Raw genomic sequence first — 13,210 nt, forward strand, 5'->3', positions numbered from 1 at the left:
ATAAAATGGAAATTTTTTGCTTTTTTATAGGCATTCTCTATCTATATACCTCACATTATTCCTTACCAATAATCGGTCTACTGATTTTTTATCTCAGCCCTAAATACTCCATAATTTTGTTTTTTATTTTCGGTGTCCTCTTGGCTGGACTGCATCAATCCTTTGTTTTTCCCAAAGGAATAACAAACCTTAGACCTTTTTCGAAATTCGCTGCGGAAAAACAAATATCAGGAGGTGTAGAGCACAAAACCAGAGTGTACACATCAGTACATGAGGATTCGAGCACCGTATCAACAAGCGCTATTGAGGTAATACCAAAGGTCAGTATAGTAGGAACTATTGTCTCAATTCCCAACCAAGACTTTAGCAAAACACAGTTTTTATTAGCCCTTGAGCAATACAATCATCGCCCTGCACAAGGTTTAATTCAATTATCCTGGTATAACAATGCCCCTAAATTGCATTCAGGGCAACGCTGGCAATTCACGGTCAAATTGAAAAGACCACGAAACTATCTTAACCCCGGAAGCATGGATTACGTGAGTACGCTTGCTGCACGTCATATCTTTTGGACCGGTTATATTTTCCCTAAAGACAATAAACTACTTGCTGAATCCCCCTCAGGGTTGAGTTGGCTGCAATTGCGTGAACATTTAAGCAATAAGCTCACTCAATTAGCGCCAAATCAATCCACCGCTGGAATTGTTGAAGCATTAACTTTAAATTTAACGAACCATATTAGCCAGGAACATTGGGATTTATTTAGACGCACCGGCACAACCCATTTATTTGGAATTTCAGGGGAGCATATTGCGCTGATTTCGGGAATGATTTATTGGCTAGTTCGTTGGCTATGGTGCAGAAGTGCCCGCTACTGCTTGCTCATTCCAGCACCTTATATAGCCAGTATAGCTGGACTTATAGCGGCAGTATTCTACTCCTTTTTAGCAGGATTTGCCCCGCCAGTACAAAGAGCGTTAATCGGGTGTTTCTTTTATACAATCTACCGTATAGGAAAACAACGCTTCTCTGCATGGCAGATATGGCGTTATGCGTTGTTTGGCGTTTTATGTATTGAGCCCCATGCAGTATTCATGCAAGGTTTTTATTTTTCCTTTCTGGCTGTTGCCTGTTTGCTTTTAACCCAACAACGCTGGCGATTAAAAGGATATAAAGGAAATTTAGCCTTACAACTGAGTTGCTTAATTGGGCTTATGCCTTTAACTCTTTACTGGTATTCCTATGGTTCAATCAATGGATTTATTGCAAACCTATTCGCTATTCCTTTAGTGGGCCTACTGATTGTTCCCTTAGCATTACTCACGATGACCCTCTGCTCTTGGAATATTGCAAGCCTACTCATGAAACTTTTGTCCTTATTGATTGCCCTACTATTTAAAGGATTAAATTTAATTGAGCATTTAGCAAGCATAAATATCGATGCGTCCATTCCTAGTATTGAACTGGTGCTCATCCTGATGGGAGTGCTATTAATGTGGGTTTTATTACCAATCAAACCTTTTCAATGGGTTGCATGGTTATGGGCACTTCTTGTCTTTTTTCCACCTCATACGGTGCGCCCGCCCGGAGAGGCAATGATTGACATTCTGGATGTTGGCCAAGGTCTATCCGTTGTCGTACGAACCCAAAAACATGTCCTGATTTATGATACGGGAGATCGATTTTTTCAAGGAAATGATTTAGGAAAAATGGTGATTTTGCCTTATCTCAAAACCTTAGGAGTCAAACAAATTGATACTGTAGTCATTAGCCATCCAGATAAAGATCATCGAGGTGGACTCAACTCGCTAGAGAATGGAATATACGTAGCGCAGCTACTAGTCAATGAGCCTCATTATTATAAGCATGGTCAACGATGCCATGATTATCCTCAGTGGAATTGGGATGGCGTAGATTTTCGCTTCCTGCCAATCAAAACTCACTTTAAGAATAAGAATAACAATTCATGCATTTTGCAAATCAGTACAGAAACTGCAACGGTGCTCTTAACTGGCGATATTGAGAAAATAGCCGAAGATTATTTAATAAAAACTTATGGAGACGCACTCGCATCGGACGTTTTAATTGTTCCACATCATGGCAGTAAAACATCCTCTTCTTATCGATTTTTGCTGGAGGTTGCCCCACGCTATGCCATCGCTTCTTTAGGTTTTGACAATCGTTTTCACTTCCCGCATGCTCAAACGTTGACAAGCATGAATTCCTTGAATATCCCCTTTTATAGAACAGATCGCTGTGGTATGGTCCAAATTATCATGCCCATACAAGGGGAGATAAAAAAACCGACTTGTTATAGTGGCCTTAATGTCACTTAATACAAAACAAATCAGTATTTTGTAACCTGGGTTCAGTGTAAGCGGAAACCTGGGAAAAGAAGTGCCTTGATGTCCGGAAACTCGGGTTACGGCTTACCCACACCCAGGCTATAATTGGGAATTCCTATTTTAATTCAATGCCTGAATTTCGGCCGCACTTTTTTTAAAAAACACTATAGTAAAACTAATGGAACAACTGATTGAGTGATTCATGTTAACTAATTCAGTAAAGAAAGAATATTACCAAGCATTACTTGCTAAAAACTCCAAATATGAAGGTGTATTTTATGTGGGAGTTACATCGACTGGAATATTTTGTCGACCAACTTGCCCTGCAAGAAAACCTAAATTTGAAAATTGTGAATTCTTTCATACGGTGCAAGAAGCACTTCTTGCTTCATATAGACCATGTGCGCGCTGCAAACCCTTGTCCTACCCTAATCAGGCATCGCATTTAATTCAAAAATTAGTTGCGGCGGTAGAAGCTAATCCTGAAAAGAGATGGAAAGACAAAGACTTTGCAGAATTAGGAGTTGATACATCAACAGCACGTAGACAATTTAAAAAACGCTTTGGAATAACCTTTGTTGCATATGCACGTGCAAGAAGAATGGGTATTGCCATGAAGCAAATTCGCGAGGGTAAAATAGTGATTGAAGCACAAGTTAATGTTGGATACGGATCAGGTAGTGGTTTTCGTGATGCTTTTTCTAAAATAATGGGTGCAGCCCCTTCACAACGAGACAAACATCATACCGTTTTAAAAGCTTCTTGGTTTGACTCACCTTTAGGACCAATGCTTGCAGTAGCAGATGAAGAAGCGTTATATCTTTTGGAATTCGTAGATAGAAGGGGACTCGAGCGTGAAGTGGAGCGGCTGAGAAATAAAATGAAAGCAGCCATTATCCCAGGAGAGGCTTCGCCACTGCGTTCTATTGAAGAAGAGATCAAAGCTTATTTTGTGGGAAATCTAAAAAAATTTAATACGCCAATACATATGCTGGGTAGTCCCTTTCAAAAAATGGCTTGGGATGCTTTGACACTTATTCCCTATGGGGAAACCAGAAGTTATGCAGAACAAGCACAAACATTAGGCAAACCAACCGCATATAGAGCCGTAGCTAATGCTAATGGTGCAAACTCACTTTGTATTATTGTCCCTTGTCACCGCATCATCACATCCAGTGGAGAGCTCGGCGGTTATGGTGGAGGAATTGCACGAAAAAAATGGCTCATTGAACATGAGCAAAAAAATAAATAAACACAACCTGAATGTTTTGTAACCCGGATTAGTTTTGTAGTCTGGGTTAACACAGCGGCACCTGGGAATTTAGAGGTACGATTAACTGCAGCTACTAGGATCTACCGAAAAGCTTGGTCAATGAAAAAGAAAACGGAGATGGATTAAAGATGCTATCCACTCCTGAGGTATTCTCTACCTCATCGTGTTCCTCTTCCTTTTTGCTACGAATTGTGGGGGTTGGTGTTGTAGTAAAAGGAGTTAAACGCGGGGGTTGATTTTCGAGTACTGGAGTGAGGATAGATGCTTTAGGCAACAAGTTGTTACTGATAAGTTCTTTAATAAAAGCCTGACTAACAATTAACTCATTGTTATTCAGAGTTACCGTGAAATTGTCTACAGGTACACCCTTTTTTTCTAAAGCAATTTTGAATTGCTCAAGCGCCAACTTCAGGATTTGAATAATCTCTTGAATATCTTTTTCATTGTACAATAAAAGACTGGGCTTAGGACGAATTGTTTTTGCGTTTTGCTCACTGTCATCGCTAAATAATAAAAACTCCATCATTTCTTCTAGATCAAACAAGCAAATTGCAGTTGCATCATGCGCAATTAATTCCTCATTTGATAGCAAATCCAGAGGCCTGCTCTTGGGCGCTTTCTGTTTACTCATTTCGATACTGTTTGGCACAGACGATAGAGCTTGCAGCATAAACTTGCTACTATCTGAGTACGTTAAATCAGGCATATTCCTCCATCGATCACGGTCATCATGATCCAGCTTTTATGATAGCAAATAGCCCGTATCTCTTTTGACTCTTGCAACTATTATTTACATTTTCTTAACCATTTATTAGAGCTATTTACATCGTTTTCAGAAGAGCACCGGCTCTTCTGAAAACATGATTAAGAGTGTAATGTGCCTCTCTTGATTTCAAAAATCCGATATAAGTTCAAAGGTAATAATAATGCATGTAGAACAAAAATCGGATAGAGAGTACTCCCAAGAGCATACAGAATAAATGCTACATTAGAGCAGATTGCGACAAGACGTAATGTCAAAATCCTTTTGACATAAAACGTCACTAAAACCAAACAACAGGCAATATAGCCTACAATTTCGATCGTTGATTCCATTTCAACTCCCAACTTACAATCCCTTCATATTCAACATACACCTAGTATGCGTGACTCGCAAGTGGCTTCGAATTTGTGATCTGGATAAAATGAAATGAATCCTGAACAAAAAACAATCAGGAAATAAATAATCAAAATTTAAGCTTCATTTCACCATGCAAGGGTCTGCTTGCTTGAGGCACAATGCGGTGTGCTCAAAACGCAGCATACACCCCTCTTGTCTAACGGATCTCAAGCTAAGGAAATGGCAAATCCGCCCTCGCCCGCAAGAGCAGTGACAGGTAATATGTGCGTCAGACATAAAACTAAAGCATGTTTACCAACAATCGTATTGTAAACAGCTCCACCTATAAAGGCTGTGGTAATGATGAAGAAGGAATAGGCGTCATAAACACGCGTTCATTAACAAAAGTGATTGCTTCTCGCTCAAATGTTGTTTTCACTGCAGAAAGTACTTCGTCACGTACCATCGCTAAATCGCTTTTTGACCAATACAATATTTTGAGCTCAATACCGCCCCCATCAATCATTTGCGTTAATAAAATTTGAGTACTGGGGTTTGGTAAAATATAGTTGCACTCCTGACAAATTCTATAGAGTAACGATTTAATCGTATTGACATCATGTACCGCAGCAATTCGGAGCACTATTTCATCACGTTTTTGGGGATAAGTACTTAAATTAGTAATTTCTGATTTAATTAAACCTTCATTAGGGATGCGGATCAAACGATTATCTTTGGTTTTGATTTTGGTTGATAACCAGTCAATTGTTTCTACTGTCCCTTTAATGTCTTTAATGGAAATGACATCCCCCACTTGAAAAGGACGTTCAAATAACAGGAAAACACCGCTAATAAGGTTGGAAGCTGCCGTTTGCGAGGCAAAACTCAATGCGACAGTAAACAAACCTGCAGTACTCAGCAATATGGTTAGTTTAAATCCCATTTCATGTAATGCGGAAACTGAAAACAGCAAAAACAAACCGTAAAAAACCACACGGCTTGACAGCATTGCATGATGTTTTGAGAATCGATTTTCAATGATTTTCTCAACCAAATGACTCATTTTCTTTGCAAGAAAATATCCAAAAAAGATCAAAAATAGAGAAAAAGCGATACGCTCCCAATCCATGTGTTTCAAATATTCTAAGGTGTAATCCATAATTGACTCAAACAAGATACAAGACAAAAAAAATAGTATCAATGTTCACCAATAGATACTATAAACTTTTTTTCGTGCCCAAATTTATTGCCTGACTTACCACGCGAATCATTTCATAAGAACATTTTTACGGTGCACAAGCAGTTAAAATAAAAAACCCACAAGCCTATGCTGTAGGTCAAAAAATCACTCACTTAATTTGTAATTAATAACAAGACTGTTGCAACCAACAATGTCCGTAATTATTGCACACGCGAACAGTTTGACAATAATCGTTATAGTAATAATCATCATTATAGTAAGGAACACCAATGACAACACCGGGTCCATACCAGCCGCCACCCCAGCCTCCATAATAGCCGCCGTGCCAGCCACCGTAACCACCATGATAATAGCCACCATGCCAACCACCACCGTGCCAACCACCACCACCGCCATGCCAGCCGCCACCGCCATGCCAGCCGCCACCGCCACCATGCGCAAAACTTGCTCCAGCAGTAAATAGGCCGAGAGCAAAAACTGTAGCACATATGATTTTACTCATAATATTTCTGCTCATGATAAGTTCCTATTTTCAATGTCCATAAGTTAAATTATAGCTTAAATATGCTTCAATAATATTATTACTGCCAATTTTTTGCTATCTTGAATATGCATTTGAAATACATTTAATAAAAAGAAATAATAAGCCGTTTATTTAATGTTTAAGGTGATTAATGCAACTAACTCAATTTACTGATTATTCATTGCGAGCTTTGATTTATATTGCGATAAAACAAAATATGTGCACGATTCATGATATTGCCTGTGCTTATGACATTTCACACAACCATTTAATAAAAATAATCCATAATTTATCTAAACTAGGAGTAATTAAAACAATTAGAGGAAAAAATGGAGGTCTCCTGATGGCTAAAAATCCTGCGGAAATCAATTTAAAATCCCTTGTTTTGCGGCTTGAGCCCCACTTTGATCTCGTTCCTTGTTTTAATAAAGACAAAGCCAATTGTTGCATTGCACCAACATGTAAATTACGAGCAGTCCTTCTTGAGGCTCAAAACGCATTCTTTAACGTTTTAGAACAATTTACCTTAAAGGACATCATTCAAAACAAAATCGATCTGTATCCATTACTCAATATTATACCGAAAGGAGAGCTCGATGAGTCCAATAAAAATCAAACGAATTTATGAGCAACCGGGTTCTTCTGATGGCTACAGAATATTAGTTGACCGATTATGGCCTCGCGGAGTAAAAAAAGAGAAGGCGGATATAGACTTATGGCTAAAGGATGTGGCCCCCAGTAACGGCCTACGGCACTGGTTTAACCATGAACCCGAAAAATGGCCAGAATTTCAAGAACGTTACGCTCAGGAACTTAAAAACAAAGAAGAGCAAGTACAAACAATTATTACTAAAGCCAAAAGCCAGACAGTCACTTTGTTATACGGTGCTAAAGACGAACAACACAATAATGCACTAGCCTTGCTTGAGTTAATTAAGTCAATCAAAAAATAATCCGATTGGGCGCTCATTTAAAGTTGTATTTAAAATAAAACTTAAGTATGATCCTTTTATTTATATCAGCGGATAGTAGTTATGACTGAGCTGAATAAAACACATATCGAAAAACTCGTGACTCATTTTTACCAAAAAGTACAAAATGATGAGCTTCTTGGCCCTATTTTTAATGATGTAGCTCAAGTTGATTGGAATGAGCACATCCCTCTGCTGTGTCAGTTTTGGAATAGCGTCATGTTGAAAACCAATGAGTATCACGGCAATGCTTATCAAAAGCATGTCCTATTAAAACACTTAACCCATTTTGAAGAAGCACATTTCGTGCGTTGGCTTAACTTATTCCAGCATGAAGCTGAGCATCATTTACCTAGCGAACTTGCTGCAGAAATAGTTCAAAAAGCCTCCTTAATTGCAGGATCTTTAAAATTTGGGATGCTAAGACAAGAAAAGGGAGTTAAAGAACATGATTAAACGTGATATTTTAATAACCTTAATTATTAAATTTACCTTATTGATTTTATTATGGGTAATTTGCTTTAAAAATGTGGAAAAACCACATCAAAGCAATGAACAATGGCTGTTAGGTTCCGTACAAGAAAAAAAATAACTTCTTTCTTCTCTAAAAATGGCAGTTGTAATCTGGATAAAGTGAAAATCATACATTATGTAAATTGATAAAGATGCTGCCCTAATTCATAGAGAACAGAGATTAAGAGCCTACTACCTGCAAATTCGCGGCTTCTAGTCATTTTTGTGGATTTTGCAGACAGGCTACAAGAACTTTATCAATACATTACATGAGAGGTGAGCAATGATTCCTGGTAGTGAGCTAGTCGATCTTTCCCGTTTACAGTTTGCTCTAACTGCGCTTTATCATTTTCTTTTTGTCCCACTTACGTTGGGCTTGTCATTACTTTTAGCAATCATGGAAACAATTTATGTCATGACAGGTCGCGATATTTGGCGACAGATGGTCAAATATTGGGGGATTCTCTTCGGCATTAATTTTGTTTTAGGTGTAGCTACCGGGCTGACCATGGAGTTTCAATTCGGCACCAATTGGGCCTACTACTCCCATTATGTTGGTGATGTTTTTGGTGCCCCACTAGCACTTGAAGGACTGATGGCGTTCTTCTTAGAGGCAACTTTTGTGGGTATCTTTTTCTTTGGCTGGGATAGATTAAGTCGCGTGAAGCATATGTTTTGCACCTGGTTATTGGCTTTAGGTACGAATCTTTCTGCACTCTGGATTTTGATTGCCAATGGATGGATGCAAAACCCCGTTGGTGCTGAATTTAATTTTCATACGATGCGTATGGAAGTAACCAATTTTGCTGCAGTCATGTTTAATCCAGTGGCACAAGCCAAATTTGTTCATACCATTAGTGCGGGTTACGTTACAGGTTCAATTTTTGTTTTATCCATCAGTGCCTACTTTTTACTACGCGGCAGAAACACCAACTTTGCCAAACGTTCAATAACTGTGGCGGCAAGCTTTGGACTTGCATCTGCTTTAGCAGTAGTCGTGCTCGGCGATGAAAGCGGCCATCTTGACAATGAAAACCAAAAAATGAAATTTGCGGCCATTGAAGCATTGTGGCATACGGAAAAAGCGCCTGCCGCTCTCACCGTTTTTGGAATTCCCAATGAGGAAACAATGCATACGGATTATGCATTGAACATCCCCTACGCATTGGGATTAATCGCAACACGTAGTTTCACTGAACCACTGCAAGGTATTTCTGAATTAATCGAGCAAGGAAAAGAACGAATCAAAGAAGGTATGCTTGCTTATGAAGCGTTAACCCGATTACAAAAAAATCCTAATGATGCGCAAGCAAAAGCCGATTTTACTGCACACAATAAATATTTAGGATATGGACTTCTTCTGAAGAAATATACAGAAAAGGTAGTTGACGCAACTGATGATCAAATTAACCAAGCGGCACATGATCTGAAACCCCGAGTCGCTCCTTTATTTTTCTCTTTCCGCATTATGGTCGCGTGCGGATTCTTCTTTATTCTATTATTCGCAACAGGCTTCTACTTGTCCATGAAACGCAAATTACATACTACGCGTTGGTATTTGCGCATCGCGTTTTTCTCACTACCTTTGCCCTGGCTTGCTGCTGAGCTGGGTTGGGTAGTCGCAGAATATGGACGACAACCTTGGTCTGTTCAAGATGTTTTACCCACGGCAATGGGTGCCTCTAGTATCAGTACGACGCAAGTATTAACCTCCATATCAGGTTTTATCCTCTTTTATACAATTCTTGCTGTAGTTGAAATTTTCTTGATGGTTAAGTACATCCGTCTTGGCCCAGATAATATGGCTCACTAGGAGACTCAATATGCCTTTGGACTATGAAACATTACGAATTATATGGTGGCTTTTTCTCGGTGTATTACTGATTGGTTTTGCGGTCATGGACGGTTTTGACCTCGGCGTTGCTATGTGGCTGCCTTGGCTTGCAAAAACAGATATTGAAAGACGTGTATTAATTAATAGCATTGGTCCAACCTGGGAAGGAAATCAAGTCTGGTTTATTCTGGGTGGTGGCGCAATCTTTGCCGCCTGGCCAGCTCTATATGCGCTTTCATTTTCGAGCTTTTATTTTGCAATGCTCCTAATTTTGTTAGCGCTAATTTTACGCCCTGTTGGTTTTAAATACCGTTCAAAATTACCCCATGCGCGTTGGCGTACATTTTGGGATTATGCATTATTTGTAGGCGGTTTCGTACCTGCACTAATCTTTGGCGTTGCGGTAGGAAATGTATTACAAGGCATCCCGTTTTATTATGACGAATATTTACGACCATTTTATACGGGCAGTTTTTTTGCTTTGTTGAATCCTTTTGCCCTGTTATGCGGTGTGCTGTCAGTGTTGATGCTCGCCATGCATGGGGCTTTTTTCCTTAACCTGAAAACAGAAGGACACATACAGCAACGCGCCATAAAGGCAGGAAGAATATCTGCGCTATTGACTTTATTAGTCTTTATTGCCGGTGGGATTTGGCTCCATTATGGTATTGATGGATACAGTTTAACCAGTGCCCTAGCTCACGATGGCCCATCCAACCCACATTACAAAACAGTAATTCGACAAGCAGAAGCATGGTTTTCTAATTACCGCAATCTACCCATCACCTTATTCGCTCCAGGGATTGGGATTATTGCAGCATTATTCGCCTTTCTTGCTGCAAGGCATGTTAAAACTGCTTTTATTTGTAGTGCACTGTCTGTTGCGGGCATTATTGCTACGGTAGGTGTAAGTATGTTTCCGTTCATACTCCCCTCCTCGTCTAATCCAGAACAAAGTTTGCTCGTTTGGGACAGTTCTTCAAGTCAGTTAACTTTATTCATTATGTTCTTAGGAACTGTTATTTTATTACCTATAGTCATGCTTTACACCGCTTGGGTTTACCGAGTGATGCGAGGAAAAATAACAGAAAATACAATTAAGAAAAATCAAGATACGGCCTATTAGGAGGTTATTATGTGGTATTTTTCCTGGATTTTAGGTACTGGTCTGGCCTGTTGTTTTGCGATCTTAAATGCAATGTGGCTTGAACTGGATGACAAAGACTCAGATAAAAAAGAAATATAGCTTAGTCTCCCCCACCATCCCGAGCGTAGCGAGGGATGATGGGGGGAGTAGTATGTGAGTTTTGTCTCCTACAATCCTACCCAGCGAATAAATTCATTATGTGCATTCAAACTTACGGAAGATTTCCCTTCAAAGTAAACCGTAATATTTTCTCTAGGTAAATCACCATTCACTTTAACTTCTTTGATTTTACCTAAATCAACAATTTGCATTTGCGTTTCATAATACCCCCCTCGAACTACCTTCATCGTGGGTATTACAAAACGAATTGCACTAATGCCGTCATCTTGAGCTACAGCATTTGGATTGTTGTGATTCGCCAAGTAAGTAAGCTCACTAGCACTTAATGCAATATATTCTGCATTATTGATTTGTCTTCGCAACATCCGTGACAATGGCGCTGCCGTATGAAATACACGCTCATAGGTATCTGCGGAAATGACTGCGACAGGATTAGTTTCAGCACGTTTGCCCTTATATCCGCTGCCTACAAAAAAGATGGCATCACGATGCTCATCGGGAGCAGTTGCAGGTACTTGTACTGTCGGATTACTGGTATATTGCGGTGCAGAATTTTTATCACAATTTAAAAATTTTGACTTAGCAAACCACGCATCACTTGGATAATAAATAACCAATAAAGACTTATCCTTTATGGTATTAATGATTGCTTGTGAATTTTCCAGAGGAAGCGCAGGACATCCCCAACTCCGCCCAGGTCTTCCATATTTTTTGATAAAGCTTTCTTCTACATACCACCCGGAATGCATAACCACAGAGCGACCTGAGGCATTATCGTTGAAATTATGGTCTAAACCATCCAAACGTAATGAAAGCCCATCACGACCATAATAAGCTTGCTGGGTCTGATAAACACCTATACTACTTGCTTTGCTATTGAATTTGTTTGAAAAATAATTAGTAAGTAAGGCACCAGATTTAATGCCATGTGAGACATAAGTATGAAACAATAATTTTTTTGCATTTAAGTCAAATACCCACAACCGTTTTTCATTGGAAGGCAATGAATAATCAATAATTGTTAAAATATTATTATGATCCACATTATATTCAGTCGCACACTTTAAAGTAGTGAGTGCTTTATTGATAACGAGCGGGTTTAAATAAGGCGCTGCATGAGTAAGCATCAACTTAATATCGTTTAATGATTGATCATTAATTCGCACAGAATACTGCGCTGTTTCGCTGATGAAACGAACGTCATTCTTTATCGCTTGCGCCTGGGGAAATTCCACTGGCAGCTGCGGAATATATGTAGTAGATACTGCTAAAAATAATAGCAGAAGTGAGCCCATGATTTGTCCTTATTTTTTTATTTGTGCAAATCCTGTATTTTTAATATAGCTCAAAATTTTCATTACAACTGATATTTTTATATGGAAAAAATGATTTATTTTTAAGCGGGTTGAGTTTTTTGTACGGCCAGAATTTTTCGTCCAGTCTACATCGACTGCTGTAGCAAAGATAAATAACCGTAAGCTGGGCTGTTATAACACCAATAGATTTCTTTCTTAAGAACAATGGATAATTATTTGTTAATTGGGTTTACGGATAGGTTTCATGATGAACATTTTGGAGCGTAACAATTAATTCAGCAAACGCTGGGCTTAACAGCCCAGCCTACTTACGTCGTAAACTCCTCAGGATGGACGAGTCGCGGACGATTACATTGATTTAGTTAGCGTTTCTGGAGCAGTTTCTTCTTGCTGTGGATTATATTTATAACAAATACCCGTTATTGCATTGGTCAAATGTAATGCTGCCTTGCCCGCATTACCGACAAGCGAACTGGCAGTACAACCCGAAGTAACTCCTGCATAAACAGTACCCAGGCCTGTAAAACTGAGAGCGGTATCCCCTAAACTGGTCAATGCATTATCATTGCGACTAAAAGTAAGGACATTAAGTGCGCCCATTGCCAAATCAAAACCATTTTCCCAATCAAGTTCTCCCTTAGAAAGCATCTCATACGCAGCCATCACGAGCACAACACCATTCACGACTTGCATCGTTGCACGCCACTTGTTTTCCCTATTAAAAAAACCGAACATTTTAATCCTCCTTAATTACAATCAAATCTGATCGAACTTTAAACATAGAGTTCTTAAAAATCAAGTCATTTATATAATTGCTTGTTCCAAGTCAAAACATGGAGGAAAACTGCGTTTAGAAAAGCCCTTTAGA

The 13,210-nt window shown here is 39.1% G+C and carries 15 protein-coding genes; 9 read left to right on the top strand and 6 right to left on the bottom strand.

Annotation, left to right across the window (positions count from 1 at the left end):
• Window positions 1-5: 5 nt before the first annotated feature.
• Complete coding sequence (locus BGO44_RS13630) at window positions 6-2,336, top strand: DNA internalization-related competence protein ComEC/Rec2 (protein WP_273197415.1); 2,331 nt, start codon at window positions 6-8, stop codon at window positions 2,334-2,336.
• 211 nt (window positions 2,337-2,547) lie between these two features.
• The gene (locus BGO44_RS13635) at window positions 2,548-3,597 is read left to right on the top strand and encodes a bifunctional transcriptional activator/DNA repair enzyme AdaA (RefSeq protein WP_058509339.1); all 1,050 of its coding nucleotides are present in this window, start codon (window positions 2,548-2,550) and stop codon (window positions 3,595-3,597) included.
• A 94-nt stretch (window positions 3,598-3,691) separates the two neighbouring features.
• Here the strand turns inward: BGO44_RS13635 and BGO44_RS13640 are convergent, their stop codons facing one another.
• The 4 genes from BGO44_RS13640 to BGO44_RS13655 form a co-directional block, all read right to left on the bottom strand.
• Entirely contained in the window at window positions 3,692-4,324 is a 633-nt protein-coding gene (locus BGO44_RS13640; protein WP_273197418.1) for a hypothetical protein, read from the bottom strand.
• A 158-nt stretch (window positions 4,325-4,482) separates the two neighbouring features.
• A complete protein-coding gene (locus BGO44_RS13645) occupies window positions 4,483-4,713 on the bottom strand; it encodes a hypothetical protein (protein WP_058509337.1) in 231 nt (76 codons plus the stop codon).
• Between the two features lie 347 nt (window positions 4,714-5,060).
• Window positions 5,061-5,876 (bottom strand): mechanosensitive ion channel family protein, encoded by an 816-nt coding sequence (locus BGO44_RS13650; protein ID WP_273197420.1) that lies wholly within the window; start codon window positions 5,874-5,876, stop codon window positions 5,061-5,063.
• Between the two features lie 205 nt (window positions 5,877-6,081).
• Entirely contained in the window at window positions 6,082-6,435 is a 354-nt protein-coding gene (locus BGO44_RS13655) for a hypothetical protein (RefSeq protein ID WP_273197422.1), read from the bottom strand.
• 157 nt (window positions 6,436-6,592) lie between these two features.
• Here BGO44_RS13655 and BGO44_RS13660 point away from each other — a divergent pair, with 157 nt between their 5' ends.
• The 7 genes from BGO44_RS13660 to cydX all read left to right on the top strand — a co-directional run bounded on the left by BGO44_RS13660 (window position 6,593) and on the right by cydX (window position 11,005).
• Window positions 6,593-7,069 (top strand): RrF2 family transcriptional regulator, encoded by a 477-nt coding sequence (locus BGO44_RS13660; RefSeq protein ID WP_058509334.1) that lies wholly within the window; start codon window positions 6,593-6,595, stop codon window positions 7,067-7,069.
• Entirely contained in the window at window positions 7,038-7,394 is a 357-nt protein-coding gene (locus BGO44_RS13665) for a DUF488 domain-containing protein (RefSeq protein ID WP_273197424.1), read from the top strand. Before BGO44_RS13660 ends, BGO44_RS13665 begins: the two co-directional genes overlap by 32 nt.
• 81 nt (window positions 7,395-7,475) lie before the next feature.
• A complete protein-coding gene (locus tag BGO44_RS13670; protein ID WP_058509332.1) occupies window positions 7,476-7,868 on the top strand; it encodes a group III truncated hemoglobin in 393 nt (130 codons plus the stop codon).
• The gene (cydP, locus tag BGO44_RS13675) at window positions 7,861-8,004 is read left to right on the top strand and encodes a cytochrome oxidase putative small subunit CydP (protein ID WP_193393374.1); all 144 of its coding nucleotides are present in this window, start codon (window positions 7,861-7,863) and stop codon (window positions 8,002-8,004) included. The genes BGO44_RS13670 and cydP overlap by 8 nt, the downstream gene beginning before the upstream one ends.
• A gap of 204 nt (window positions 8,005-8,208) precedes the next feature.
• A complete protein-coding gene (locus tag BGO44_RS13680) occupies window positions 8,209-9,738 on the top strand; it encodes a cytochrome ubiquinol oxidase subunit I (protein WP_058509331.1) in 1,530 nt (509 codons plus the stop codon).
• 10 nt (window positions 9,739-9,748) lie between these two features.
• A complete protein-coding gene (gene cydB / locus BGO44_RS13685) occupies window positions 9,749-10,885 on the top strand; it encodes a cytochrome d ubiquinol oxidase subunit II (RefSeq protein ID WP_058509330.1) in 1,137 nt (378 codons plus the stop codon).
• Between the two features lie 6 nt (window positions 10,886-10,891).
• A complete protein-coding gene (cydX, locus tag BGO44_RS13690) occupies window positions 10,892-11,005 on the top strand; it encodes a cytochrome bd-I oxidase subunit CydX (RefSeq protein ID WP_416338560.1) in 114 nt (37 codons plus the stop codon).
• Window positions 11,006-11,073: 68 nt separating this feature from the next.
• Here the strand turns inward: cydX and BGO44_RS13695 are convergent, their stop codons facing one another.
• Both BGO44_RS13695 and BGO44_RS13700 read right to left on the bottom strand, forming a co-directional pair.
• Complete coding sequence (locus BGO44_RS13695; protein WP_058509328.1) at window positions 11,074-12,321, bottom strand: murein L,D-transpeptidase catalytic domain family protein; 1,248 nt, start codon at window positions 12,319-12,321, stop codon at window positions 11,074-11,076.
• A gap of 369 nt (window positions 12,322-12,690) precedes the next feature.
• Complete coding sequence (locus BGO44_RS13700) at window positions 12,691-13,077, bottom strand: hypothetical protein (RefSeq protein WP_058509327.1); 387 nt, start codon at window positions 13,075-13,077, stop codon at window positions 12,691-12,693.
• Window positions 13,078-13,210: the final 133 nt, after the last annotated feature.

Origin of the sequence: Legionella sp. 39-23 (assembly GCF_001897665.1) — a bacterium.
Lineage (GTDB): Bacteria > Pseudomonadota > Gammaproteobacteria > Legionellales > Legionellaceae > Legionella > Legionella steelei.

Excerpts from the sequence above, each read along its gene's own strand:
- BGO44_RS13630 (WP_273197415.1), top strand. The coding sequence starts at position 6 with ATGGAAATTTTTTGCTTTTTTATAGGCATTCTCTATCTATATACCTCA.
- BGO44_RS13635 (WP_058509339.1), top strand. The coding sequence starts at position 2,548 with ATGTTAACTAATTCAGTAAAGAAAGAATATTACCAAGCATTACTTGCT.
- BGO44_RS13640 (WP_273197418.1), bottom strand. The coding sequence starts at position 4,324 with ATGCCTGATTTAACGTACTCAGATAGTAGCAAGTTTATGCTGCAAGCT.
- BGO44_RS13645 (WP_058509337.1), bottom strand. The coding sequence starts at position 4,713 with ATGGAATCAACGATCGAAATTGTAGGCTATATTGCCTGTTGTTTGGTT.
- BGO44_RS13650 (WP_273197420.1), bottom strand. The coding sequence starts at position 5,876 with ATGGATTACACCTTAGAATATTTGAAACACATGGATTGGGAGCGTATC.
- BGO44_RS13655 (WP_273197422.1), bottom strand. The coding sequence starts at position 6,435 with ATGAGCAGAAATATTATGAGTAAAATCATATGTGCTACAGTTTTTGCT.
- BGO44_RS13660 (WP_058509334.1), top strand. The coding sequence starts at position 6,593 with ATGCAACTAACTCAATTTACTGATTATTCATTGCGAGCTTTGATTTAT.
- BGO44_RS13665 (WP_273197424.1), top strand. The coding sequence starts at position 7,038 with ATGAGTCCAATAAAAATCAAACGAATTTATGAGCAACCGGGTTCTTCT.
- BGO44_RS13670 (WP_058509332.1), top strand. The coding sequence starts at position 7,476 with ATGACTGAGCTGAATAAAACACATATCGAAAAACTCGTGACTCATTTT.
- cydP (WP_193393374.1), top strand. The coding sequence starts at position 7,861 with ATGATTAAACGTGATATTTTAATAACCTTAATTATTAAATTTACCTTA.
- BGO44_RS13680 (WP_058509331.1), top strand. The coding sequence starts at position 8,209 with ATGATTCCTGGTAGTGAGCTAGTCGATCTTTCCCGTTTACAGTTTGCT.
- cydB (WP_058509330.1), top strand. The coding sequence starts at position 9,749 with ATGCCTTTGGACTATGAAACATTACGAATTATATGGTGGCTTTTTCTC.
- BGO44_RS13695 (WP_058509328.1), bottom strand. The coding sequence starts at position 12,321 with ATGGGCTCACTTCTGCTATTATTTTTAGCAGTATCTACTACATATATT.
- BGO44_RS13700 (WP_058509327.1), bottom strand. The coding sequence starts at position 13,077 with ATGTTCGGTTTTTTTAATAGGGAAAACAAGTGGCGTGCAACGATGCAA.